The organism is Catenulispora acidiphila DSM 44928 (genome assembly GCF_000024025.1).
GTDB classification, from domain to species: domain Bacteria; phylum Actinomycetota; class Actinomycetes; order Streptomycetales; family Catenulisporaceae; genus Catenulispora; species Catenulispora acidiphila.
This window is the reverse complement of sequence record NC_013131.1, coordinates 3,753,977-3,778,327: the sequence shown is the minus strand read 5'-3', so window position 1 is coordinate 3,778,327 and position 24,351 is coordinate 3,753,977. Positions and strand designations below refer to the sequence as shown.

The window sequence follows — 24,351 nt, the reverse complement described above, 5'->3', positions numbered from 1 at the left end:
GCGCAAGCGGCCTTTTCTTGCGCGCGAGACAGCGCGGATCGGAGTGCCTTCTCATGACGGAGATGCGGGACCGGATCGCGGCGCTGTCCCCCGAGCAGCGAGCCGTGCTCGAATCACGGCTGGCTTCCTTGGCCGCGGCCAAGGGCAGCGCGCCGAAGGAGCGCATCGAGCCCAGAGACCGGGACCGGCCCGCGCCGGTGTCCTACGCCCAGCAGCGCGAGTGGGCCCTGGAGCGCTTCCGGCCCTCGAACAACATCGGCGGCGCCCTCCGCTTGCAGGGCAAGGTCGATCTGGACCTGCTCAGCAAGGTCCTGACCGAGGTGATGGCGCGGCACGAGGTGCTGCGCACGACCCTGGAGACCGTGGACGGGCAGCTGGTCCAGGTCGTGCACCCGGTCACGCCGATCCCCGTCGCCGTGGAGGACATCAGCACCCTGGAACCCGAGGCGCGGCAAGCGCGGATCCGGCAGTGCCACGACGACGAAGTCCTGCGGCCCTTCGACCCGGCGGCGCCGCAGCGGATGCGCGCCACCGCGCTGCGGCTGTCCGACGAGGAGTACGTCGCGGTCATGTCCACGCACCACGCCTCCGCCGACGGCTGGTCGATGGCGATCGTGCTGCGCGAGGTCGCGGTGCTGTATCCGGCGTTCCGCGAAGGGCTGCCCTCGCCGCTGCCGGACCCGGCGATCCAGTACGGCGACTTCGCCGTGTGGCAGCGCCGGCATCTGGACCAGACCTGGATGGACAAGGAGCTGGGCTGGTGGCGGCAGACGCTGGCGGACCTGCCGCCGCGCCTGGCGCTGCCGTTCGACAAGCCGTACCCGACGCGCCGCAGCTTCGAGGGGCGGCACTACTCGCTGACCATCGAGGGCGAGCGCAACCTGGCGTTGCAGAGGTTCGCCGAGGGCGAGGGCGTCGCCATCTCCATGGTGCTGCTGGCGCTGTGCTCGACGGTGCTCCACCGCTACACCGGCCAGGAGGACCAGGTGTTCGGCACCGCCGTCACCGGACGGGTCCGCACCGAGACCGAGCACGTCGTGGGCTGCTTCGCCAACGCTCTGCCGCTGCGCATCCGGTTGTCCAGCGACGACACCCTCGTGGGAGTGCTGCGGCGCGCCAAGGAGGTGTTCTCCTCGGCGTTCGACCACCAGGAGATCCCGTTCGACACGCTGGTGGAGGAGCTGGCGCCGCGCGAGGCGTCGCAGGTCCCGCTGATCCAGATGATGATCAATGTCCTGACCACGCCCGGCGACATCCTGCGGCTGGAGGACCAGGTCCTGGACATGCCAGGGCTGCGGGTCACGCCGCTGGCGATGGATCCGGGCTGGGTCCCGGTCGACATCATCCTCAACGTGCAGGTGCAGCCGGACCGGGTCAGCCTGCAGTGGCACTACGGCAGCGAGCTGTTCGACGACCGGACCGTGATCGGGCTCGCCGACCGGGTGCAGCACACGCTGGACCAGCTGCTGGCCGCGCCCGACACGCGGGTCGCCGATGTGGATCTGATGCTGGAGGAGAGTGCGGCGCCGGCTAAGAGTGTCGGTGTCGGTGTCGGCGGCGCGGGTTCCGGGTCCGGCGCCGCCGAAGCCGAGGCCATAGCGACCGTCGTCGACCGCTTCCAGGAACAGGCCGACCTGGCACCGACCGCTGCGGCCGTCGTCTGCGGCGCCACGACCCTGAGCTACGCGGAGCTGAATCAGCAAGCGAACCGCCTCGCGCACCGGCTGCGCGCCCTCGGCGTCGGTCCGGACACCCCGGTCGGCATCCTGCTGGAGCGCACCCCGCTGCTGCCGACCGCCGTCCTCGCGGTCCTGAAGGCCGGCGGCGCGTTCCTGCCCCTGGACACCGCCTATCCGCCGGACCGCATCGCCGCGACGCTCACCGACTCCGGCGCGCCGGTGCTGCTCACCACCTCGGCACTCGCTCCGATGGCGGCCGGCGCCGAGCTCAGTACCCTGATGCTCGACGAGCCCGAGGCGTTCGACGGCGCCGAGACCGACCCCACCGCACCGCCGCGCGCCGGGCACGCCGCCTACCTCATCTACACCTCCGGCTCGACCGGCACGCCCAAGGGCGTCGTCGTCGAGCACGGCTCGCTCGCGGTGTTCGCCGAGGAGGTCGCCGACCGGCTGCGGCTGGGACCGGCCGACCGGTTCCTGCAGTTCGCCTCCCCCGGTTTCGATGTCCTGGCCGAGGAGCTGTTCCCGGTCTGGCTGGCCGGCGGCGCGGTCGTCATCCCGCCGGAGCCGGTCGCCGGCGCCGCGCTGGACCTGATCGAGCTGGCCGAACGCGACCACCTCACCGTCATGGAACTGCCCGCCGCCTACTGGCACGAGTGGGTCCGCGAGATCGAGCGCACCAAGCGCCGGATCCCCGCCGGGCTGCGCACCGTCATCGTCGGCGCCGAACGCGTCCTGCCCGAGCGGCTGCGCACCTGGCGCGGGTTCGGGCGTCCGCTGGTGCACGTCTACGGCATCACCGAGACCACGGTCAGCTCCACGTTCTTCACGCTCAAGCCCAGCTCCCCCGACGCCGACCTGCAACACCTGCCCATCGGCACGGCGCTGCCCTCGGCGCGGCTGCGCATCCTGGACGAGGCGCTGCGCCCCGTGCCGCCCGGCGCCGTCGGCGAGCTGTACATCGGCGGCATCAGCGTGGCGCGCGGCTACCACGGACGCTTCGGGCTCACCGCCACGCGCTTCATCGCCGACCCCGATCCGGCGTGTCCGGGCGCCCGCGCCTACCGCACCGGCGACCTGGTGCGGCAGCGCTCCGACGGCAACCTGGAGTTCGTGGCGCGCGCCGACACCCAGATCAAGATCCGCGGCTACCGCGTGGAGCCGGCCGAGATCGAGTCGGCGCTGTGCCGGCATCCGCAGGTCGCGCAGGCGGCGGTAACGGTCTACGAACCCGCGCCGGACGACCGGCGGCTGGCCGCGTACATCGTGCCGCAGCCGCGCACCCGGCCGAACATCACCGACCTGCGGCGGTTCCTGGGACGCGAGCTGCCGCCGTACCTGGTGCCGTCGGCGTACGTGCTGCTGGAGAGCATCCCGGTCACCGACAACGGCAAGGTCGACCGCGACCGGCTGCCGGCGCCGAGCGAGGAGCGCCCGGACATCGCCGAGGAGATGGTCCCACCGGCCACGCCGCTGGAGGCGCTGCTCGCCGACATCGTCGCGGCGGTCCTGGGCGTCACGCAGGTGGGGACCAACGACAACTTCTTCGAGCTCGGCGGCGACTCGATCCTGGCGATCCAGGTGGTGGCGCGCGCCCAGGAGCAGGGCGTCGGGCTCTCGCCGCTGGACCTGTTCGAGCACCCGACCGTGAAGCTGCTGGCGGCCGCGGCGCAGAGCTCTGACATCGACCGGCGCATCAAGCCGCGCGCCGCCGACGCCCCGCCGGTGCTGTCCTTCGACCAGGAGCGGCTGTGGCTGGAGGACAAGCTGGTGTCCGGCGCCGCCTACCAGATCGGCGGGCGGCTGCGGCTGACCGGGCCGCTGCGGGTCGACGTGCTGGAGTCCAGCATCCGCGCGATCCTGCACCGGCACGAGATCCTGCGCTCGAAGTTCCCGGTCGTCGGCGACGGTCCGGTTCAGGTCGTGGACTACTCCGACGAGCAGTGGCAGCTCGCGGTCGAGGACCTGACGCCGCTGCCGGAGGACGACCGCCTGACCGAGGCGCGGCGGCTGGCCGACGAGCAGAGCGCGGCGAAGTTCGACCTGGGCGCCGGGCCGCTGTTCCGCTGCCTGCTGCTGCGGCTGAGCGACGACGACCACATGCTGAGCATCACCTCGCACCACATCGTCTCGGACATGTCCTCGCTCGGTCTGTTCCTGTCGGAGCTGAAGGCGCTGTACGAGGCGGGCGGCGACGCCTCGACGGCGGAGCTGCCGGAGCTTCCGGTGCAGTACCTGGACTACGCGCTGTGGCAGCGGGACTGGCTCAGCGGGGAGACGCTGCGGCAGGAAGTCGGCTTCTGGCGCGACCACCTGGCCGGCGCTCCGGCGGCGATCACGCTGCCGGCGCTGCGCACCGAGGAGTCGGACACCACGCCGGTCGGCGGGCGGTTCCGCGGGCAGCTGAGCTCGGCGGACACCGTGGCGCTGCGGGCGCTGTGCCGGCAGCGCGGTGTGACGTCGTTCATGGTGGTGCTCGCGGCGCTGTCGACGGTGCTGAACCGCTGGTCGGGGCAGGACGACGTGGTGGTCGGGGTGTCGATCAGCACCCGCACCGACGCCGGGACCGACCGGCTGATCGGCTGCTTCATCAATACCCTGCCATTGCACGTCAGCACCGCCGGAGGACCTGCGTTCACCGAGTTGCTGGGGCGCGCGCGGCAGGTCGCGCTGGACGGCTACGCGCACGCCGCGGCGCCGTTCGACCTGCTGGTGCAGGAGCTGAACGTGCCGCGCGACCCGCGGCACACGCCGCTGTTCCAGGTGTACCTGAACGTGATCGACATCCCGCTGTCGCAGCGGATCGGGGACGTCGATCTGCGGATCGCCGAGACGCCGGCGCTGCCGACGAGCTTCGACGTGGTGGTGACGGCGCAGGAGATGCTCGGGGTGTTCTGCTACGAGCTGACATACGACGCGCGGCGGTACGGCGAGGCGATGATGGGGGCGCTGACGCAGCAGTTCGAGGAGATGCTGCGGGGCGTGGTCGCCGATCCGGGGCGCGGGATTTATGGGTACGTGCTGGGGTCGGCGGGTGCTGAGGATGCCGTGGATACGAGCTCTGCGACGGTCGAACCCGCGGACATCGCGGTGGACAAGAGCGCGGCGGCGGTGGTCGATGGGAGCGGCGCGTGGAGCCATGCGTGGCTGGCGGCGGCTTCGGAAGCGGTCGCGCGGCGGGTCGCGGATGTCGGCGGCGAGGCAGGCTCCGTCGGCGTGGTGCGCCGGTCCCGAGCCGGGTTCGCCGCGGCGGTGGCGGGCTGTGCGAAGGCTGGGGTCTCGTACACGGTCGTGGCTCCGGATGCGGATGTCAGCGGGTTCGCGGCGGTGTTGGATGCCGACAGCGACGAACTCAGCTCTCTGCTACCGGGGCGGGAGACGGCGATCAGCGCCGATCTGCCTCATCGTGACTGGACCGCGCGTCATCTCGGTCTGACCGCTGCGGATCGGATCGCGGTGCTGACTCCGAACGCGCATCACCTCGCGTCGGCGCTGTCTGCCGCTTCTGCCAGTGGCGCCGCCGTCCATCTCTCGGACGCGCCCGATCTGGACGCGCTCGCGGCGTGGCTCGCGGACGCCTCCGTCACCGTCGTCTACGCCACGCCGCAGCTGCTGCGGGCCGTGGCGGCGCGGACGAAGCTGCCCGCGCTGCGGCACGTGCTGATCGACAACCCCGGCGGGTTGCTGTGGCAGGACGTGGACACCGCGCATTCGCTGTCTGACGCCTGCCGGTGCACGACGCTGTACGGCGTCGGCGCCGATGGACGTCCGCTGGCCGCCTACGACGTGCCGACGGACTGGCGCGAGCGTCCGGTGCCGGCGCGTGTGCCGCTCGGCGGCGCGGCTCTCGAGCCCGCCTCGGTGCTGTTGCCCGGCGGCGCCCCCGCCGCGGTCGGCGAGGTCGGCGAGCTGTGGTTCGGGACGCACCGTACCGGCGATCTGGCGCGGCGCTGGACCGAGGGGACGTTGGAACACGTCGGCGCGGCCGCCTGACGGCGGCCCGGGAAGGAGACAGGCTCATGAGCAGCGGTCAGACCAAACCCGCGAAGGCGGTCAACCCCGTGGAGACCGTCGCGGGGCTGCGTGCCCTGCCCGACGTGCGCGACGCCGTCGTGACCGAGCGGGTCGGGCCCGCCGGCGGCGTGCAGGTCCTCGGCTACGTCGCCGGACCCGATCCGGTCGCCGGCACCGCCGAGCTGCACCGGCGCCTGATGGGGCGGCTCCCGCAGCACCTCATCCCCGACTATCTGTTCATCCTGGAGGAGATCCCCCTCACCCCGGCGGGCGACTACGACCTGAAAGTCCTGCCCGAGCCGGACGCCGCGAGCGGGCCGACCGAGGACTACGTCGAGCCGCGCACCAAGCTGGAGCGGCAGATCGCCGACCTGATGGTCGAGGTGCTGCGGGTCCCGAGGGTCGGCGCCCACGACGTCTTCTTCGCCCTCGGCGGCTCCTCGGCACAGATGTTCCGCCTCACGCTGCGGATCCGCGAGATCTTCAACGTCCAGCTGGAGCTGCAGGAGGTGTTCGGCGCGCCGACGGTCGAGGGCGTCGCGGCGCTACTGCTGCAATCGCTCGGGGAGAAGGTCAGCGAGCGGGTGCTGGAGCGGCAGGAGAAGCACCGGCGGGTCGCCGCGACGTGGCTGTGGATCCGCAAGCGCGTGCCCCCGGGGCTGCCGTGCGGCGCCCAGCCGGACGACCTGGCGGCGGTGGAGGTGATCAAGGCGCAGCAGGCGGCGGGAGCCTGAGCCCCGGGTCCCCGGCTTCGAGGGCTTCCAGATGCTGCTTGGCCAGGGCGACGTCGGCACGGATGTCGTCGCCCGGGTATCTGGGCACGGCTCGCAAGCGCGTGACCGGACGCCCGGGAACGCCACCCAAGGTGAGATCCGCGCGCTCGGCGAGGGCGGCCAGCGCTGCGACCGGTCTGCCGCCTTCCGGAGCCAGGGCATGCACGTCCCGGTTGATGTCGACCACCACGGCCCCGTGCGGACTTCGCCACAAGCCGAACCGCCACTTGGCACGCTGCACGACGACGGTGGCCGCGGCGCCGGCGATCGGCAGCACGACTCTCACGGCCGCCCGCGCGGTCCAGCGCAGCAGCGGCGAGGGGATCGCTCGAGTGGCGCGCTTGGCGATCCTTCCGTTGGGCGATGGCATGCCAGGCTTGTACCCAGCCCGGCCTGACCAAACAGACCGATGCGGTTCGGTTCGGTTCGATCCGGCTCAGCTACGTCTCGGGCTCGGCCCGGCCCGACCGAACAGACCGACCGATCCGGCTCGATCTGGTCCGGTCACATCTCGGGCTCGGCCCGGCCTGACCGATCAGACCGGTGCCGTGCGGTGCGGTCCGATTCGGTCACCTCTCGGGCTCCGGCTCCGGCTCCGGCTCCGGCTTCGGCTCCGGCTTCGGCTCCGGCTCCGGCTCCGGCTCGGACTCAGGCTCGGGCTCAGCCCGACCTGACCACACAGACCGATCCGGTCCGGTCACGTCTCGAGCTCAGCCGAGCCCGACCGACCACACCAAGCCGGCTCGATCCGGTCCCAGTCCCAGTCTCGGGCTCAGCCTTGCCCGACCGATCAGACCGATCCGGTTCGATCCGGTTCGATCCGGTCCCGTCTCGGGCTCAGCCGAGCCTGACCGATCGCACCGAGCCGGGTCTGCCAGTCTTGGACCATGCGACCGGATCCCGGGCCGAGAAGCGTCCCACCCGCCTTTCATGCCAGCGCGCGTCTGAAGCTCTTCGTGGCTGTGGCTGCCGGGGCGCTCGCCTGCGTCGTCGCGGCGCTGGGCGGAGCGGGGCGTACCTCGCCGCTGATCGGGTGGGATGTGCTCGCGGTGGTCTTCGGCGGGTGGACATGGCGGGTGGTGTGGCGGCTGGACCCGGCGCTGACCCGGACTCATGCCCAGGAGGAGAACCCCAGCCGGGACCTCGCCGACGCGCTGCTGATCGGGGCGTCGCTGGCCAGCCTGGTGGCGGTCGGTGTCGTCCTGTTCGGGGCGTCGCACGCCCCTGGCAATGAGCGGTACTGGGAGGCGGCGCTGGCCGTGTTCTCCGTCTTCGTGTCCTGGACCATTGTCCACACCGTCTTCACCCTCAAATACGCCCGGCTGTACTACCTCGGGACCCCCGGCGGCATCGACTTCAACGAGCCCGACCCGCCGCAGTACAGCGACTTCGCCTACCTGGCCTTCACGATCGGGATGACCTTCCAGGTGTCGGACACCGACCTGCAGACCAAGGAGATCCGCCGCGCGGCGCTCCGGCACGCCTGGATGTCGTTCCCGCTCGGCGCGGTCATCATCGCCACGTCGATCAACTTGGTGTCCGGGCTGGCCAAGTGACCGCCGACGGGCCCAGGGAGCCCGTAAAATGGCCCGGACCGCTCCCCGACCGCAGGAGGTCCGTTGCCCGAGGGTGATTCGGTGTTCCGGACCGCCGCGCAGCTGCACGAGGCGCTGGCCGGCGACGTGCTCGCCGTCTCGGACCTGCGCGTGCCGTCGCTGGCCACCTCCGATCTGACCGGACGGCGCGTCCTGCAGACCGTCGCGCGCGGAAAACACCTGCTGACCAGGCTCGAAGGCGACCTGACCCTGCACACGCACCTGCGCATGGAGGGCCGGTGGGCCGTCTACCGGACCGGCGAGCGCTGGACCGGCGGCCCGGGCTGGCAGATCCGCGCCGTCCTCGGCACCGCGCGCAACACCGCCGTCGGCTACCGCCTGCAAGTCGTCGACCTGCTCCCCACCTCCGAGGAACCGACCATCGTCGGCCACCTCGGCCCGGACCTGCTCGGCCCGGACTGGGACGCCGAGGAGGCACTCCGCCGCCTGTCCGCCGACCCCGCGCGGCCGCTGGGCCTGGCGCTGTTGGACCAGCGGAATCTGGCCGGAGTGGGCAATGTCTACGCCAACGAACTCAGCTTCCTGGCTCGCGTCCCGCCCTGGCGTCCGGTCGGCGAGGTACCCGGCTTGGAGAAGGTGGTCGACACCGCGCATCGGCTCCTGACCCTCAACCGCCTCCGCACCGGCCACGTCACCACCGGGGAGACCCGCGCCGACCGCCGCAACTGGGTCTACGGCCGCGCGCGCCAGCCCTGCCGCCGCTGCGGGACCCGGATCCTGACGTCGAGCTTGGGGACGCCGCCGAAGGATCGGGTCATCTACTTCTGTCCCAACTGCCAGCCGGAGCGGTAGCGCGCTTGTGCGCACCACCGCTCCGGCCGCTCACTTCCCGATCAGTCCTTCAACAGCACGAACGTGGCCGTGCTCGTCGCCCCCTTCTTGATCGTCACCGTCTTGACGGCCGGCTGGTACCCGTCCTTGGCGGCGATGACCGTCAGGGGGTTGTTGCGGTAGTCCAGCCAGAGTGCGTAGTTGCCGTTGATGTCGGTGTGCAGGGTGTAGTGCGCGGCCCATGTGTCGATCTGGACTGTCGCGCCGGCGAGCGGGACCAGGGCTCCGCCGGCGTTGGTGTACTCCACCGCGCCGGCGATCTTGCCCCAGGTCGCCGGCGGCTTCACCGTCATCGTCACCGGGAGTGCGGTCAGCGGGTACGGCGTGTCGGAGCTCAGGCCCAGACTGGCCGTGTAGCCGCCGGGTTGGGTGATGGACGCGTCGCTGGCGTCCACGGTGACCTGGAAGGTCCCCGAGGCGCCGGGGGCGAGCGTCACGGTGGTGGCGCTCTCCGAGAGCCACGGCACGTCCACCGACGGACCGGTGGTGTAGCCGGGCAGGACCTGCGCGGTCGCGATCGGCGGGGTCAGGGTGCCCTGGCCGCCGCCGACAGTGTAGAACCCGAGGGCGCCGGCGAAGCGGTAGGCGCTGACGTTGGAGTTCGGCAGGGTGGACCAGGCGTCGGCCGCCGGGTCGTAGGCCCAGGCCTGGTTGGTCAGGCCGCCGTCGACCACGCCGCCGGTGACCAGCAGCTTGCCGTTGGCGCCGGCTCCGGCCGCGGCCCAGAACGCCGACGGCGCGTCGGCCGCCTTGGTCCAGGACGCGGTCGCCGGGTCGTAGACGTACGTGCTCTGGCTCGCCGCGGTCGCCGAGGTGCCGCCGGCGCAGACCAGCTTGTTCAGCAGGCCGGCGCAGTTCAGCCACGCTGTGGACTCCGGGTACGCGGCCAGCTTGCTCCACGTCCCGGCGCCGGCGTCGAAGGCGTACACGTCGTTGGTGCCGCAGGTGCTGGTGCAGCCGCCGACGACGTACAGCGTCGAGCCGAGCACCGCGCTGCCGGCGCCGGCGTAGGGCATCGGCGAGGCCGGGCCCGTGCTCCACTGGTTCGCCGCCGGGTCGTAGACCTCCATCTTCGAGTCGGCGTCGCCGGCGGTGTCCCACCCGCCGACGACGTACAGCTTGCCGTTGATGAACCCGTGCGCCGGGGACTCGCGGGTGTCGGTCGCCGAGGCCAGCGCCGTCCAGGAGCCCGCCGCCGGGTCGAAGGAGTAGAGCTTGTTGGAGTCGTTGGTGCCGTCGAAGCCGAACCCGGCGTAGAGCTTGCCGCCGGAGAAGTCGGCGATGTCGTCCTGGATCAGCGTCGGGAAGTCCGCCACCGGCTGCCAGCTGTCACCGGCCGTCGGCGCGGTGGCGTGCACGGCTGCCGCGCCGGGCTTCTTCGAGGCCAGCAGCGCGCTGCCGGTGGTCACGTGCGCCGGCACGATCTGCGTGGGCGCCGCCGGGACGTTCTGCATCACGAACCCGCCGGGCTGTTCGTTGACGTTCAGCGTCGCCGGCGCGGTGCCGGTGTTCTTCACCGTGACCGTCTGCGTGGCGTTCCCGCCCCAGGCGACGGTCTTGGCGACCGACGCCGGGGTGACGGTGAGCCGCCCCGCCTTCAGCGCGAAGTCGGCCTCGACGACCTTGGACTTCGCGACGGTGACCGTCGAGGTGCCCGAGGTGTAGTGCCCCTTCGCCGCGGTCAGCGGCACCGAGCCGGTGGTCGGCGAGAAGAACCAGTAGAACGCGCCCTTCATCGCCGGGTCGGCGGTGGCCGCCGACGTGCCGCCGACGGTCGGCGCCGCGGTCTCCGACACGCGCACGCCGGCCAGCGGCGCCTTGGTGTTGGCGTCGGTGACCTGGCCGATGACCAGACCGCCGGGCACCGGGTCGCAGGTCGGCGTCCCGATCAGGACGTTGTCGACCTCCCAGTAGTAGGCCCAGGTACCGGTGTAGTGGAACCGCACCTGCACCTGCGCCTTGCCGGCCGCCTGCGGCAGCGGGATCTGCACCTTGCTGCCGGTCACGGCGCTGGTGCTCTGCGCCCACACCGAGGACCAGGTCGTCCCGCCGTCCACGCTGACCTCGACGGTCGCCGTGGAGTTGCTGTACGGCTTGTAGTACGTCGCGAAGTCCAGCTCAGGCGTGGCGACCGCGGACATGTCGGTGACCGGTGAGGTCAGGTACGAGTCCTCCGACTTGCTCACGCCGAGGAAGTCGCTGTCGACGATCGCGAACCCGCCGGTCCCGGTGGAGACGTTGCCCCGCTTGCCCGGGTCGTCGAACTCCCAGCCGCCGGAGGCGGTGTTGTTGGTGACGGTCCAGCCGGTCGGCGCCGTGGTGCCGTCAAAGGTCTGATACAGACCGTCCTGGCCGATCCGGTAGCCGGCGGCCGTGCAGGTCGCGGGGTCCACCTTCACCGAGATCGGCTGGGTCACCGCCGAGACGCCCACGGTCACGGGCGTGTCCGTGGCCTGATACCCGGGGTACGCCGCGGTGGTGTGCAGCTGGTAGGTCTGGTTCACCGGCAGCTGGATCGTGTACGCGCCGGTCTTCGGGTTCGTGTACACCGGACCGCCCGGCATGCCGTCCACCGAGATCGTCGCGTACAGCGGCCAGCCCTGGCCGGAGCCGTCGGTCACCTTGCCGGTGACCGCCACCCGGGCCACGGCCGCGAGCGTGAAGTTCTCCGCGACGGTCGCGCCGTCGGCGACCACGACGCCGTCGACCGACTGGTCGGCGTAGCCGAAGGCGCTGACGCCGACGGTGTAGGTCCCGGGGAGCACGTCCAGCGTGTAGCTGCCGTCGGCGGCGGTCGTCGTGCTCGAGGTCCCCGCAGAGACCTTCGCGCCGGCGACCGGGTTGGTGCCGTCGGTGACCTTGCCGGCCACGATGCCGTGCGGACCGCTGGTGAACGCCGTGAGGCCGTTGGGCGTGCCCAGACCGGTCGGGCCGTCGTAGCCGGGACCGGCGGTGCACAGGTACGACGGGGTGCAGGTGCTCGTCGAGCCCTGAGTCACGTCGTTGAGGGCGGAGGGCTTGGCGTAGGGGTAGGCGTTCGGGTACGTCCCGGCGGCCGGCGCGCCGGCGTCGGCGTAGACCCCGGCGAGCAGCGGCGTGGAGACGCTGGTGCCGCCGTAGACCTGCCAGCCGGTCTCCTGGTAGGTGTCGTAGACCGACACGCCGGTGGCCGGGTCGGCGACCGCGGACACGTCGGCCAGGGCGCGCATCGCGCAGCCGGTGTCCTTCTGGAAGCTCGGCTTGGGCTCATAGAGCGAGCAGCCCGAGCCCGGACCGCCGTAGGAGTTGGACCACACCGACTCCGACCAGCCGCGCGTGCTGGTGTCCTTGACCAGCGAGGTGCCGCCGACGGAGGTGACGTACTGCGAGGCGGCCGGGTAGGCCACGCCGTAGGAGTCGTCGCCGGTGCTGGCCAGAACCGCCACGCCCGGGTGGTTGTAGTACGGGTCCATCGAGGTGAGCTCGGACGGGTCCTCGCCGCTGCCCGGGGTCGAGGTGTAGTTCGAGCCGTAGGAGTTCGAGACGTAGCCGGCGCCGAGCGCCACCGCCTCGTCGACGCCCGCGCCCAGGTCGGTGAAGTTCGGCGTGGTGGCCTCGACCAGGATGATGTGCGCGCGCGGGGCGATCGCGGAGACCATGTCCAGGTCCAGCGAGATCTCCCCGGCCCAGCCGGAGTCCGGCGTCGGGTAGCTGGTGCCGCCGGTCTCGTCGACCTTCTTGAAGCAGCCGTTGGCGGTGCTGCACGCCGGGAGCCCGAACTGGGTCCGGTACAGCGCCAGGTCCGCCTCGGCGTTCGGGTCGTCGTAGGCGTCGACGATGGCGACCGTCGCCCCGGCGCCGCCGTCGGCCGGCAGGTTGTACGCGCTGAGCAGGTCCGAGGGACCGAAACCGGAGGGGGTGGCGTCGGCCTTGGCCAGGCCGGTGGCGCCGACTATGTCAGTGCGCTGCAATGCGAAGCAGGTGAAGGCACCCTTGGCGGCCGGCGGACAGACCGACCGGGCGTTGGGTTTGGCGCTGGTGAGGCTGCCGGGCTTGGCGGCGGCGGCCGAAGCGGCGCCTTCTGCGCGCGCTGTGCCGGCAGTGCTCGTGGCGCTGACGGCGCCGGTGGTTCGCACCGAACTCGCCTGACCCGCGGCGGCAGCGGCGCTGCCGACCCCGGTCGTCAAGGCGAGAGCGGCGGCCAGGGCGACGATCTTGCCCAGGCGCGGAGGGAAGGGGATGTGCACGTGCGGCTCCTTGGCTGGCGGTGGCTGCCATGTCGGGGGCGCCGCTGGACACGGCGCCGCGCTGCGCTGTGCTCTAGCAGAGGTCAGGATGTCCTGTAGTTCGGATGTCCCGATGTCAGCAATCTGATCAGACTGTGAAGATGAGTTTGGCTCAGGCTAAAGGTTGTGTCCATACACAAAATCGGAGATGTCCTCACTGTTCGCGATCAGCCTTTTCAAATGCGTCTCAACCGTCCATGCCTTGATTGGCTGACAGGGGTCGTTGAGGTTGGCGGGTACTCGGCACTGGAGCGCTCAAGTCCCCCGTGACCGGCGGCGCGCTGCTAGGTTCGAGCGGCAAGTCAACACACGCACAAGGTCGGGGAAGCCGCTATGTCACCCACTTCCACCACCCGTCACGACAAGCCCAAGGGTGCCCGGAGCGGGGGAGCACGCCGGGCGCTCGTCGCCGCGGTCACTGTTCCGATCACCGCCGCGGTGCTGTTCGGCCAGGGCACGGCGTTCGCCGCCGAGAACGCCGAGAACGCCGGCGGCGCCACCACGGCGACCGCCGCGAACCGTCCTCTGGACGCCGCCGATCAGCAGATCGCCAAGAACCTCGACGCCCGGGTCCAGGACTCGCGCGGCACGTCCTGGGCGGCGTCTACCGCGTCCCGCTGAACGGCACCGCTGCCGGTATCGACATCAAGCACACGTTCGACGGGCTCGCGGCGACGGTCAACGGCTGCTGGGCTTAGGGGTCAGGCGTATCGCCACTCCCGCTGGAGCAGCCCATAGACCCATGAGTCGGAGACCTCGCAGTTGACGACGCAGTCTTCGCGCAGCGTCCCCTCCCGCACGAAGCCGAGCTTCTCCAGCACGCGGGCCGACGCCGCGTTGCGCGTGTCGGTCTCGGCCTGGACGCGGTTCAGGTCCAGCGTGTCGAACGCCCACCGCAGCAAGGCGCGCGCGGCCTCGGTGGCGTAGCCGTGACCCCACGCGGCGGCGTCGTAGCAGTAGCCCAGCGACGCGCTGCGGTAGACGGGGTTCCAGCCCGCCAGGGTGCACCAGCCGAGGAACGCGCCGTCGGAGACACGGTCCACGGCCAGCCGCGCGCCGGTGCCCTCCTGTGCCATCTGCCGACAGGCCGCGATGAACTTCTCGGCGCGTCCGCGTTCGCTCCACGGCGGCGCGTCCCAGTAGCGCAGGACTTCGGCGTTGCTCTGCAGCGCGAACAGGTCGTCCGCGTCCGAGTCTTCGAAGGGACGCAGGCGAAGGCGGGCGGTGTGCAGCGAGGGGGCGGGCAGCGGCGTGCTCATGTTCTCTCCCGTGATCGGCGGACGTTCCATCACACATCCGCCGCCGATCACTCGCACCGGGTTTTCGGCGGCTGCATACACGAGTACACCGATGCGACAGTGGTAGGGCCGCCCGTGGCGCGACCCGCGCCGCGTTTCCCGGCGGCTGAGCGAGGGGATGGGGCGGCGGTGAGCGGATATCCGGCAGGGGACGGCCCGCGGGTTTGGGCGGTGAGCGATCTGCACGTCGCGCACCCCGACAACAAGGCGATCGTGGAGCGGCTGCGGCCGGTTCACAAGGATGACTGGCTGCTGGTGGCCGGTGATGTCGGCGAGTTGTTCGGGGACGTCGCCGCGGCGCTGGAGCTGCTGTCCGACCGGTTCGCCACCGTGGTGTGGACGCCGGGCAACCACGAGCTGTGGACGCATCCGAAGGACCCGGTCACGCTGCGCGGGGAGTACCGCTACCGCGGCTTGGTCGAGCACTGCCGGTCCCTGGGCATCCACACACCCGAGGACCCGTATCCGGTCTGGAACGGCGAGGGCGGGCCGACGGTGATCGCGCCGCTGTTCGTGCTCTACGACTACAGCTTCCTGCCGCCGGGCGCGCGGGACGCGGCCGAGGGCATGGCCATCGCCGAGGCGGCGGGCATCGTCTGCACCGACCAGTTCCTCCTGTACCCCGACCCGCATCCGAGCCGCGAGGACTGGTGCCGCAGCCGGGTCGCCTACACCGAGGCGCGGCTCGGCGAGCTGGATCCCGCCGTGCCGACGATCCTGGTCAACCACTACCCGCTGGTGCGGACGCCGACCAGGATCCTGCGATACCCGGAGTTCGCCCAGTGGTGCGGCACCGAGGCGACCGCCGACTGGCACAAGCGCTTCAACGCCACGGACATGGTCTACGGACACCTGCACATCCCGCGCCGCACGGTTTATGACAACGTGCGCTTCACCGAGGTCTCCCTCGGCTACCCGCGCGAGTGGAGCCGACGTCCGCCGGTCGATCCGCTGCGCCAGATCGTGCCGCCGCCCCCGCCGGAGCCGACGCTGGGAGACCGCCTGTGATCGAGGGCATCCTGCCGTCCTCGGTGGCGTCGGTGGAGAGGCGCACCGACATCGACGACCTGTTCCCGGAAGAAGCCGAGCTGGTCGCCCGCGCCGTCGACAAGCGGCGCCGGGAGTTCGCCACCGCACGCTGGTGCGCCCGCAAGGCGCTGGCCGACCTGGGCCACCCCGCCGTTCCGATCCTGCGCGGCCCGAAGAACGAACCGCTGTGGCCCGAGGGCGTCGTCGGCGCCCTGACCCACTGCGACGGCTACCGCGCCGCAGCCGTGGCGCGCGCCGCCGCCGTGACCAGCCTGGGCATCGACGCCGAACCGCACGAGGAGCTCCCGCCCGGCACGCTGAAGATGATCGCCCGCCCGGAAGAGATCCCGATGCTCGCCGCCCTGGCATCGCAGCACCCGGAGACACACTGGGACAAGGTGCTGTTCAGCGCCAAGGAGTCGGTCTACAAGGTCTGGTTCCCTTTGGCCCGCCGCTGGCTGGACTTCCAGGACGCGACACTGCGCTTCGACCCGCCGGCTCAGACCTTTGACGTCGAGCTGCACCAGCCAGGGCTGGTCGTCGGCGGCGAGCCGCTGATGCGACTGAGCGGGCGGTACGCGGTCGGCGAGGGGTTGGTCGTGACGGCGGTCGTCATCGAGGGCTGAGATCGCGACAGCGAACAGGCCGCCTTCTCGCCCATGGAGAAGACGGCCTGCCCCAGACACTCAGCACTCCTACGACGAGCCACCCACCATCTTCGCGATGTCGGCGGCGAGCGCCGCGTCGGAGGCCAGGACCTTCTTGATCTCCAGGCGGAGCCCGGCGGCGGCGTCCTCGTCCTGGGATCCGGCGGCGAAGTCGTTGACCGCGGACTCCAGCGGCGGGACGTTCTTGTCGCGCCAGTAGATCTCCTGCAGGATCTCGCGTCCCAGTTCGACGGCGTGCGGGGCGTTCGCCTGCTCGTCGCGGACCAGGGCGCCGGTGCCGTAAGCGCCGATCGCGGGCTTGACGGCGTCGAAGACCTTGGTGGCCAGGGCGGATGTGTCGATGGCGTCAGTCATACTGCGTCTCCTCTACGAACCCTGCCTTTGGGCCCGTATGGCTCATCCGCCGCATGCCAAACAGCCGCCCCGGCCGTGAGGCTCCGCCTCGGCGGGGTGTAACCCCTGGCGGCCAGGCCATAAGGCCGGGCATGGCAGCGACGAAAGAGACCAGCGCCCGGCGTCCCGGCATGCCGAGTCCCTCCGATCAGCTGCCCGAGCTCGATCGCCGACAACGCGCGGTGCTGCGCGACGTCGGACGCGAGTGGGGTCGCGTCATCGAGGACCCGGAGTCCTGGCGCGACGCGCTGCCCGTCGATCCCACGCTCGAGGCGTACCCGACCTCTGTGAAGCCGTCGCGCTTCGGCCGGTTCGTGCCGGTCACGGCGCTGTCCGATCGGGGGCACAGCGTCGAGACAGTGGAAGAGACCACTGAAGCCGAGCGGCTGCCGAGTGATCTTGCGACCGTGGGACGCCGAGCTCGCCATCTCTTTCTGGGACATCCGCTGCGCAGTAGCGCCATAGCGCACGAGCGCATGCGGAAGCTGATCGCGCTGCCGGTTCTCTCCGCCGACGCTCTGTCCTCCGTCGCCTACGGACCCGAAGCCATGCTGGCGATCCTGGTCCTGGCCGGCGCCGCCGGGCTGCGGAACGCGCTGCCGATCGCCGGCGTGATCGCGCTTCTCATGCTCGCTGTCGGCGTCTCCTACCGGCAGACGATCCGCGCCTATCCCAAGGGCGGCGGGTCTTACATCGTCGCCAGCGGCAATCTGGGGCGGGTCCCGGGACTGTTCGCGGCGGCCGGGCTGCTCGTCGACTACATCCTCACCGTAGCGGTGTCGGTGTCCGCCGGCGTCGCCGCGCTGACCTCCGCGGTGCCGTCGTTGGCGGGCTCCACCGTGCCGATCGGTCTCGGGGTGATCGCGGTACTGCTCGCGGGGAACCTGCGCGGGGTGCGGCAGGCCGGCGTGCTGTTCGCCGCACCGACCTATGCCTTCATCCTGGCCATCGCGCTGCTGATCGGATTCGGGCTCGCCGACGCCGCCCGCGACAGCTTCCATGCGGCCGCTCCCCCGCATCTGGGCGTCACGCAAAGCGCCGGACTGCTGCTGATCCTGCGCGCCTTCGCCTCCGGCGCGACCGCAATGACCGGCGTGGAAGCCATCTCCGACGCCGTCCCGACGTTCACCAAGCCCGAGTGGCGCAACGCGCGCACGACGCTCACGATCATGATCGCCGTGCTGATCGTCATGTTCGTGGGCACGATCGTCGTGCTCCACCTGCGCGGCGTGGTCCCGAACGCGGGTCAGACGGCGCTGTCGCAGCTGGCTCGGCAGCTGTACGGACCGGGCGTGCTGTACGGCTTCACCCAGGCGGCGACCGCGGCGATCCTGCTGCTGGCGGCGAACACCGCGTTCAACGACTTCCCGCGCGTCCTGTTCTATCTCGCGCGCGACCGCCAGGCGCCGAGGATGTTCCTGCGCATGGGCGACCGGCTGGCGTTCAGCAACGGGATCATCGTGCTGTCCGTCACCGCCGCCTTGCTCTACACGGCTTTCGGCGGCAAGACCGATCCGCTGATCCCGCTGTTCGCGGTCGGGGTGTTCCTGGCGTTCACGTTGTCCCAGGCGGGCATGGTCGCGCTGTGGTGGCACGAGCGCGGCGACCGCTGGCGCCGCAGCCTGACCTTCAACGCGGTCGGGATGACCATGTCCGGCGCGGTCTTCGTCACCGCGGGCGTCACGAAGTTCCTGGAGGGGGCGTGGGTCGCGGTGGTCGCCGTCCTGCTGTTCGTGGGACTCGCGCTGGCGATCCGGCGCCACTACGACCGCGTCGCCGCCCTCGTCGAGCTGGGCCCTGACACGATCGAGGTTCCGCAGCCGTGCGTCACCCCGCCGGCGCCCGACGAGGCGGCGGACAAGGCGACGGACGAAGCGACGGACAGGGCGGCTGCCGAGGACGAGGGCGAGGGCGAGGGCGACCACGATCGGCAGACGCCCCACCGGATCCGCCACCTGACAGTGGTCCCGCTCTCCGTCCTCGACCGCCCGGCGATGCGCGCCCTCGCCTACGCCACCTCACTCGGACAGCCGGTCCTGGTCGTGCACGTCAGCCCGACCGAGGACGAGGCCAAGCGCTTCGGCGAGTACTGGCAGACCTGGGGCGCCCACCTCCCGCTGGAAGTCGTGGTGTCGCCGTACCGCACCACCGTCACCCCGCTCGTGGACTCCCTGGAAGCCCTCGCCGGCCGCCACTCCGGCCTCATCCTCACGGTGATCCTCCCCGAGGTCGTGGTCGAGCACTGGTGGCAGTCCGTGCTGCACGACCGGATCGCCGCCCGGCTGCGGCGCATGCTCCGCCACCTGCCGAGCGTCGTGATCACCTCGGTCCCGTTCCATCTGTGACAGCCCACTGAGAGCACTGTTCACACGCTGGCGGTGAACCGATCCGCATTGGCAGCACGCCAGTCGGCGGCCCAGCCCTGCGGCGCCTCGCTCAGCAGCTCGCCGGGCTCCAGCCATTCGAACAGCTCGGCGTAGGTCCGCACACTGTTCTGGTCGATGCGGCGCAACAGATGGCCCGGTCGCAGTTCATCGGGATGCCGCAGTCCCATAGCGGCGATGATCTGCTGAGCCTGGGCGACCGTGTTCTGCTGGAACTGCCGGACGCGCTCGGTCTTGTCCGCCACGTCCAGCGCGCGGGCGCGGGCCGGGTCCTGGGTGGCCACGCCGACCGGGCAGCGGTTGGTGTGGCACATGCGCGCCTGGATGCAGCCGGCCGCCATCATCATCGCCCGCGCCGAGTTCGTGTAGTCCGCCCCCATGGCGACCCGCTTGACGATGTCCATCCCGGTGGCGACCTTGCCGCTGGCGCCGATCCGGATCCGGTCCCGCAGCCCGGTGCCGACCAGGGCGTTGTGCACGATCATGAGCCCGTCGGTCAGCGGCTGCCCGACGCCGTCCTGGAACTCCAGCGGCGCGGCGCCGGTCCCGCCCTCGGCGCCGTCCACCACGATGAAGTCCGGCGTGACGCCCTCGGCGACCATCGCCTTGCATATCGCCAGGAACTCGCTGCGGCGCCCGACGCAGAGCTTGAAGCCGACCGGCTTGCCGTCGGCCAGCTCGCGCATCTTCGCCATGAACAGCACCAGTTCCCGCGGCGTCTCGAACACCTTGTGCGCGGGCGGGCTGATGCACTTCTCACCCTCGGGCACCTCGCGGAAGCGGGCGATCTCCGCGGTCACCTTCGCCCCGGGCAGCACACCGCCCAGACCCGGCTTGGCGCCCTGGCTCAGCTTCAGCTCGGCACACTTGACGTGCGGATGGGCGACCTTGTCCCGGAACTGCTCCGGATCGAAGTCGCCGTCGCGGGTACGGACGCTGAAGTAGCCGCTGCCGATCTCCCAGACCAGGTCGCCGCCGCCCTCGAGGTGATACGGCGTCAGACCGCCCTCGCCGGTGTCGTGCGCGAAACCCCCGCGCGCCGCACCGGCGTTCAGGGCGCGGATCGCGTTCGCGCTCAGCGAGCCGAAACTCATCGCCGACACGTTCAGCATCGCCATGTCGTACGGCTGCGTGCAGTCCGGACCGCCGATCCGGACCCGCGGCTGCTCCTTGTCGGGATTCAGCGGAACCGTGGCGTGCTCGACGTACTCGTATCCGGCCTGGTTCACATCCAGTTCGGTACCGAACGAGGTCTCCTCGTGGATGCCCTTGGACTGCTCGTACACGACCGTTCGGGTGTCGCGGTCGAACGGACGGCCGTCATAGTCCCGCTCGATGAAGTACTGCTGCATCTCCGGCCGGATCGCCTCCAGCAGATAGCGCATGTGCCCCAGAAGCGGGAAGTTCCGCAAAATCGAGTGCCGCCGCTGCACGACGTCATAGATCGCCACCACAGCGAGCGCACCGAAGGGCACCAGGGCGAACAGCCACCATAGGGAGACAGCCACCGTGGCCCAGACGCTCGCCGCCGTGACCAGGACCATGGCGACGGGGACGCTGACGGCTGAGAGTCGCACGTGCATGACCTCTCCCTCTTTTCACTTGGGCATCGCTGTACCGGAGCGGATCTTGGGCGCTTCTTGTGCCCGCCATCGCCGCCGGTAAAACGGTGCCCGAGCAGCTCACCCCTGCGCGTCGGCCGAAGTCTCGGCGGCGACCCTGAGCAGCAGGGCTCCCGGCTCGACGGTGACGTCCAGGACGCGGCCGTCGGCCAGGGCCTCCCCGTCCGCCTCGCGCCGCAGCACGGACTGTCCGGAGACCACGATGTGCCGACCCCGCGCCCGTGCGATGACCGGCGGCCGATCGCGGCCGCGCAGCAGGCGGGCGGTGACCGGTATCCAGCCCAGCACGGTGCGCGGCGCGAGGACCGCGACCTCCAGGACGCCGTTGTCCGGTTGGGCGTCGGGGAAGAGCGACAATCCGGCGTGCAGGCCGCCGACGTTGCCGATCACCACGGTCCGGACGTGCCGGTGCGAGGTGCGCTTGCCGTCCACGTCGATCTCCACGGCGAAACCCCGGTCCGCGAGGTGTCGAAGCAGCGAGATGACGTACGCGGGCCAGCCGATCCGCCGTTTCAGCCCGTGCGGGGCGTCCTGGACCATCGCGGCATCGAGGCCGACGCCTGCCATGCCGACCATCACAGCGCCCTTCGATGTGCCGTCCGATGTGCCCGATGCGCCGTCCGAGGCGTCATCCGGCATGTCCCCCAGCCGACCCACGTCGACAGCGCGGTCGACGCCGGAGACCGCGACGCCCACCGCCACGGTCGGATCCGCGGGGATGCCGAGATTTCGCGCCACCAGGTTCCCGGTGCCGATGGGGATCACTGCCATCGGCACGCCGGTTCCGGCCAAGGCAGCGGCGCACGAGCTCACCGTCCCGTCGCCGCCGCACACCACGACGAGCCGCGCGCCTTCGGCCAACGCCTTGCGCACCGCTTGTCCTCCGGCGTCGCTGTCGCTGGTCGGATACAGCTTCGGCGCGGGCTCCCCGCGCGCCCGCAACGCCCAGCGCAGCTGATCGCACGGGTCCTCGCCGTGCAACGCCGCGAGCTTTCCTTCATGGACCACGATCGCGACCTGATTCACGCCCCGCCTGATAGCCCGCGGACACGCGGCTCAAACAGCGCATGATTCGGCAGGCCGCGGACATCCGGTGCACCATGTCGACCACGACGAAAGTGCCGCAGACCCGGACCATGTCCGGCGAGGAACTGTCCGCCGACGATGCCTGGCGCACCCTGCGCCGCACCGGTACGTGGACGTTGTTGCGCGACGCGTTCGTGCGGCTGCGCTTCGGCGACGGCTTCAGTCACGCGCGCGCCCTGGCCCTGCAGATGGCGCTGGCCGCCATGCCGGGCCTGATCGCATTGGTGGGCCTGGCGCAGACGGCGCACAACGCGCGCTGGGGACGCGCCCTGGAGGAGACCATCGACCGGGTCACGCCCGCGGCGAGCCGCGCCTCCGTGGACCAAGCGCTGCGCGGCGCCGGGGACGGCGGACGCACGGCGGTGTGGCTGGGGTTGATCGGCGCTCTGCTGTCGCTGACCGTGGCGATGGGCCAGATAGAGCGCGGCGCCAACCGTATCTACGGCGTCCAGCGCGACCGCCCCTCCCTGGCCAAGTACAGCGGCGCGTTCATTCGCGCGCTCCTGGCCGGCGTGCCCGTGGCCTGCGGCCTGGCCCTGCTGGTCTTCGGCGGGTCCTTCGGGGATTCGCTGGCCGACACCTATCGCTGGTCACCGGCCGCCCTGGACGCCTGGAACGTGGTCCGCTGGCCGGTCGGCGCGCTGTTGGCGCTGGTCTCCGCCGGCGTCCTGTTCCGCAAGGCGCCCCGGCGCCGGCAGCCCTCGGCGACCTGGCTGCTCTTCGGCGCCGCGGTGTCGCTGGCCGTGTGGCTGGCGGCCACCGTGCTGCTGGCGTGGTACGTCGAAGGCAGCCACTCCTTCGGCGCCACCTACGGTCCGCTGACCGCCGTCCTGGCGTTCCTGCTGTGGGCGAACCTGAGCGCCATCGCGCTGTTCTACGGCATCGCGTTCGCCGCACAGCTGGAAAGCCGGCGCGCCGGGGTCTCCTCGCCGGTCACCGCCGACCCGGGCGCCTGAGCCGGTCTGTCAGGACGACGCGATCGGCGAGCAGCACGCACAGCCCGCCCAACAACGCGCCGGCGAGCACGTCGCTGGGATGGTGCATCCCGCGGTACAGCCGTGAGAGGGCGACCGCGCACGGCACGGCGACCAGCAGCCAGACCGGCCACGCGGCGCCGTGCCGCCGGGCCACCAGCGCCACCGCCACATACAGCGCGGTGGCCGCTGCCGTGTGCCCGGACGGGAAACTCGAGGTCGGCGGAGCGGTGTCCAGGTGCGGCACCATCGGCCGCGCGCGATCGACCACCATCGTGGTCACCAGGAACACGCTGACCTCGGCGACCAGCGCGGTCGCGACGAACAGCGACTCGGTCCAGCGGTGCGTCAGAAGCCTGATCACGATGAACGCCAGCGCGCTCAGGGCGATCGCCGACGTGGTGTTGGCGATCGTGGAGAAGAACCCTGACACGCCGTTCAAGGCGTGGTCCCGATGCTGCGCGAAGTAGCGGTTCACGCCGTCTTCGGCGCTGAGCGGCCAATGGTGCGCCAGCGGTTTGGTGACCAGCCAGCCGAGGGCGATCAGGACCGCGAGGATCGTCGCCGCGCCGAGGATCAGCGCGATCGCGGTAGCGCGGGCGTCGTGGTGAGGCCGGCGCGCCACCTGGGTTGCTGAGACGGTCATGAGGTGCTCCCCCGGTGCTCGGCGGACAGGATTTCCTCGGGCTCCTCGGGCTCCACGCCCTCGGTCGTCGGCCGCGCCCGCCGCAGCCCGTGCTCGACGCGCCAGGTCTGGAACGCCGAGACCGACGCCGCCAACAGCGCGATCGCCAGCAGCCAGGCGCCGACCACGTCGGTGACCCAGTGCACGCCGAGCGCCACCCGGCTGTAGCCGACCGCGACCACGATCAGCACCGCGATCGTCCACGCCGCGATCGTGCCCGCCCGGCCCACCAGCGGCAGCACCAGCAGCAGCACGATCCCGCAGGCCAGCGCCGAGGTCATGGCGTGCCCGGAGGGGAAGGACGCGCCGGGGGCGTGGGCGAAGGGGTTCGGCAGGTGCGGCCGGGTCCGGTCGACCAGGGTCTTCAGCCCGATGTCCAGGACGGCGCCGGCGACCATCGTGGAGGCCGCCCACACCGCCAGCCGGCGCGCCCCGCGCAGCCACAGCGCGACGGCGACGACGCCGACCAGGACGCGCGAGGGAGTCGGACCGCCGATGTCCGACACGCGCAGCAGGGTCTTGATGACGTCTGGATGGCCCATCGTGTGGTCGTGGAGGTAGGAAGCAGTGTGCTGATCAAGCCTGCGGAAGGGATCCCAGGCGCTCTCCACTGCTACCGCAATAAGGCCGGCTGCCGCAGCGGCCGGGACGGCGACGAAAAGCGTCAGTCCCAGGCGCGCGCCGAGCCGCTCGTGGACGCGTCGGCGCACCGACGCCCGAGCGGTCACCGGTCGCGCCCGTCTGCCGGCGGGAACTCTTCGAAGCCCGCGAGGGTGCGGGGCAGCCGCATCCCGCCGTCCGGGCCCGCCTTCAGCAGCGCCGCCGGAATCAGCCGGGCCGTACCGCCTTCATGGCGCGGCCGGATGGAGATCCGCTTCGCGAACTGCCCGGAGGGGTCCAGGACGATCTGTTCCACTTCGCCGACGAACCCTTCATCGCCTCGGACAGCCGCGCCGACGGTGATTTCGATGTGCGTACTCGTACTCATGTGGCGACCTCCTTCGTCTCGGTCCGTGCCTGCATGCCTTCAGTCG

The 24,351-nt window shown here is 71.3% G+C and carries 18 protein-coding genes; 9 read left to right on the top strand and 9 right to left on the bottom strand.

Annotated features, from left to right (window positions below; all coding sequences use genetic code 11):
* The first annotated feature begins 53 nt into the window (after positions 1 to 53).
* On the top strand, positions 54 to 5,672 hold the full coding sequence (locus tag CACI_RS16995; RefSeq protein ID WP_012787618.1) for a non-ribosomal peptide synthetase: 5,619 nt from the start codon (positions 54 to 56) through the stop codon (positions 5,670 to 5,672).
* Positions 5,673 to 5,698: 26 nt separating this feature from the next.
* A complete protein-coding gene (locus CACI_RS16990; protein WP_012787617.1) occupies positions 5,699 to 6,427 on the top strand; it encodes a phosphopantetheine-binding protein in 729 nt (242 codons plus the stop codon).
* On the opposite strand, the gene CACI_RS16985 is transcribed toward CACI_RS16990, so the two are convergent.
* Positions 6,399 to 6,836 carry a hypothetical protein gene (locus tag CACI_RS16985; protein ID WP_012787616.1) on the bottom strand — a complete coding sequence of 146 codons (438 nt, stop codon included), beginning with the start codon at positions 6,834 to 6,836 and terminating at the stop codon, positions 6,399 to 6,401. The two genes, CACI_RS16990 and CACI_RS16985, sit on opposite strands and share 29 nt — an antisense overlap.
* A gap of 586 nt (positions 6,837 to 7,422) precedes the next feature.
* Here CACI_RS16985 and CACI_RS16980 point away from each other — a divergent pair.
* Both CACI_RS16980 and CACI_RS16975 read left to right on the top strand, forming a co-directional pair.
* Entirely contained in the window at positions 7,423 to 8,022 is a 600-nt protein-coding gene (locus CACI_RS16980; protein WP_190276765.1) for a DUF1345 domain-containing protein, read from the top strand.
* A 63-nt stretch (positions 8,023 to 8,085) separates the two neighbouring features.
* Positions 8,086 to 8,874, top strand: coding sequence for a DNA-formamidopyrimidine glycosylase family protein (locus tag CACI_RS16975; RefSeq protein ID WP_012787614.1), 789 nt, complete (start codon positions 8,086 to 8,088; stop codon positions 8,872 to 8,874).
* 41 nt (positions 8,875 to 8,915) lie between these two features.
* Here the strand turns inward: CACI_RS16975 and CACI_RS16970 are convergent, their stop codons facing one another.
* Positions 8,916 to 13,139, bottom strand: coding sequence for a carboxypeptidase regulatory-like domain-containing protein (locus tag CACI_RS16970; RefSeq protein WP_012787613.1), 4,224 nt, complete (start codon positions 13,137 to 13,139; stop codon positions 8,916 to 8,918).
* Positions 13,140 to 13,511: 372 nt separating this feature from the next.
* Here CACI_RS16970 and CACI_RS16965 point away from each other — a divergent pair, with 372 nt between their 5' ends.
* Positions 13,512 to 13,799, top strand: a complete 288-nt coding sequence (locus CACI_RS16965; protein WP_012787612.1) for a hypothetical protein — start codon at positions 13,512 to 13,514, stop codon at positions 13,797 to 13,799.
* Between the two features lie 80 nt (positions 13,800 to 13,879).
* Here the strand turns inward: CACI_RS16965 and CACI_RS16960 are convergent, their stop codons facing one another.
* Complete coding sequence (locus CACI_RS16960; RefSeq protein WP_012787611.1) at positions 13,880 to 14,437, bottom strand: GNAT family N-acetyltransferase; 558 nt, start codon at positions 14,435 to 14,437, stop codon at positions 13,880 to 13,882.
* 168 nt (positions 14,438 to 14,605) lie between these two features.
* Between CACI_RS16960 and CACI_RS16955 the strand changes: the two genes are divergently transcribed.
* Entirely contained in the window at positions 14,606 to 15,484 is an 879-nt protein-coding gene (locus CACI_RS16955; protein WP_012787610.1) for a metallophosphoesterase family protein, read from the top strand.
* Positions 15,481 to 16,131, top strand: a complete 651-nt coding sequence (locus tag CACI_RS16950; protein ID WP_012787609.1) for a 4'-phosphopantetheinyl transferase family protein — start codon at positions 15,481 to 15,483, stop codon at positions 16,129 to 16,131. The genes CACI_RS16955 and CACI_RS16950 overlap by 4 nt, the downstream gene beginning before the upstream one ends.
* A gap of 69 nt (positions 16,132 to 16,200) precedes the next feature.
* Here CACI_RS16950 and CACI_RS16945 read toward each other — a convergent pair whose 3' ends face one another.
* A complete protein-coding gene (locus tag CACI_RS16945; RefSeq protein ID WP_012787608.1) occupies positions 16,201 to 16,527 on the bottom strand; it encodes a hypothetical protein in 327 nt (108 codons plus the stop codon).
* 131 nt (positions 16,528 to 16,658) lie between these two features.
* On the opposite strand from CACI_RS16945, the gene CACI_RS16940 reads away from it, so the two are divergent.
* Positions 16,659 to 18,911 carry an APC family permease gene (locus CACI_RS16940; RefSeq protein WP_012787607.1) on the top strand — a complete coding sequence of 751 codons (2,253 nt, stop codon included), beginning with the start codon at positions 16,659 to 16,661 and terminating at the stop codon, positions 18,909 to 18,911.
* Between the two features lie 20 nt (positions 18,912 to 18,931).
* On the opposite strand, the gene CACI_RS16935 is transcribed toward CACI_RS16940, so the two are convergent.
* Both CACI_RS16935 and CACI_RS16930 read right to left on the bottom strand, forming a co-directional pair.
* Positions 18,932 to 20,533 carry an FMN-binding glutamate synthase family protein gene (locus CACI_RS16935; RefSeq protein ID WP_012787606.1) on the bottom strand — a complete coding sequence of 534 codons (1,602 nt, stop codon included), beginning with the start codon at positions 20,531 to 20,533 and terminating at the stop codon, positions 18,932 to 18,934.
* Positions 20,534 to 20,632: 99 nt separating this feature from the next.
* Entirely contained in the window at positions 20,633 to 21,598 is a 966-nt protein-coding gene (locus CACI_RS16930) for a diacylglycerol/lipid kinase family protein (RefSeq protein ID WP_012787605.1), read from the bottom strand.
* Positions 21,599 to 21,672: 74 nt separating this feature from the next.
* Here CACI_RS16930 and CACI_RS16925 point away from each other — a divergent pair, with 74 nt between their 5' ends.
* Positions 21,673 to 22,614, top strand: a complete 942-nt coding sequence (locus CACI_RS16925; protein ID WP_041541873.1) for a YihY/virulence factor BrkB family protein — start codon at positions 21,673 to 21,675, stop codon at positions 22,612 to 22,614.
* On the opposite strand, the gene CACI_RS16920 is transcribed toward CACI_RS16925, so the two are convergent.
* The 3 genes from CACI_RS16920 to CACI_RS16910 are packed head-to-tail and all read right to left on the bottom strand — an operon-like array spanning position 22,592 to position 24,305.
* Positions 22,592 to 23,278: a phosphatase PAP2 family protein gene (locus CACI_RS16920; protein ID WP_012787603.1), complete on the bottom strand. Its 687-nt coding sequence runs from the start codon at positions 23,276 to 23,278 to the stop codon at positions 22,592 to 22,594. The two genes, CACI_RS16925 and CACI_RS16920, sit on opposite strands and share 23 nt — an antisense overlap.
* Positions 23,275 to 24,045: a phosphatase PAP2 family protein gene (locus tag CACI_RS16915; protein ID WP_012787602.1), complete on the bottom strand. Its 771-nt coding sequence runs from the start codon at positions 24,043 to 24,045 to the stop codon at positions 23,275 to 23,277. The genes CACI_RS16920 and CACI_RS16915 overlap by 4 nt, the downstream gene beginning before the upstream one ends.
* Complete coding sequence (locus CACI_RS16910; RefSeq protein ID WP_012787601.1) at positions 24,042 to 24,305, bottom strand: hypothetical protein; 264 nt, start codon at positions 24,303 to 24,305, stop codon at positions 24,042 to 24,044. The genes CACI_RS16915 and CACI_RS16910 overlap by 4 nt, the downstream gene beginning before the upstream one ends.
* Positions 24,306 to 24,351: the final 46 nt, after the last annotated feature.

Excerpts from the sequence above, each read along its gene's own strand:
- CACI_RS16995 (WP_012787618.1), top strand. The coding sequence starts at position 54 with ATGACGGAGATGCGGGACCGGATCGCGGCGCTGTCCCCCGAGCAGCGA.
- CACI_RS16990 (WP_012787617.1), top strand. The coding sequence starts at position 5,699 with ATGAGCAGCGGTCAGACCAAACCCGCGAAGGCGGTCAACCCCGTGGAG.
- CACI_RS16985 (WP_012787616.1), bottom strand. The coding sequence starts at position 6,836 with ATGCCATCGCCCAACGGAAGGATCGCCAAGCGCGCCACTCGAGCGATC.
- CACI_RS16965 (WP_012787612.1), top strand. The coding sequence starts at position 13,512 with ATGTCACCCACTTCCACCACCCGTCACGACAAGCCCAAGGGTGCCCGG.
- CACI_RS16960 (WP_012787611.1), bottom strand. The coding sequence starts at position 14,437 with ATGAGCACGCCGCTGCCCGCCCCCTCGCTGCACACCGCCCGCCTTCGC.
- CACI_RS16945 (WP_012787608.1), bottom strand. The coding sequence starts at position 16,527 with ATGACTGACGCCATCGACACATCCGCCCTGGCCACCAAGGTCTTCGAC.
- CACI_RS16940 (WP_012787607.1), top strand. The coding sequence starts at position 16,659 with ATGGCAGCGACGAAAGAGACCAGCGCCCGGCGTCCCGGCATGCCGAGT.
- CACI_RS16935 (WP_012787606.1), bottom strand. The coding sequence starts at position 20,533 with ATGCACGTGCGACTCTCAGCCGTCAGCGTCCCCGTCGCCATGGTCCTG.
- CACI_RS16925 (WP_041541873.1), top strand. The coding sequence starts at position 21,673 with ATGTCGACCACGACGAAAGTGCCGCAGACCCGGACCATGTCCGGCGAG.
- CACI_RS16920 (WP_012787603.1), bottom strand. The coding sequence starts at position 23,278 with ATGACCGTCTCAGCAACCCAGGTGGCGCGCCGGCCTCACCACGACGCC.
- CACI_RS16910 (WP_012787601.1), bottom strand. The coding sequence starts at position 24,305 with ATGAGTACGAGTACGCACATCGAAATCACCGTCGGCGCGGCTGTCCGA.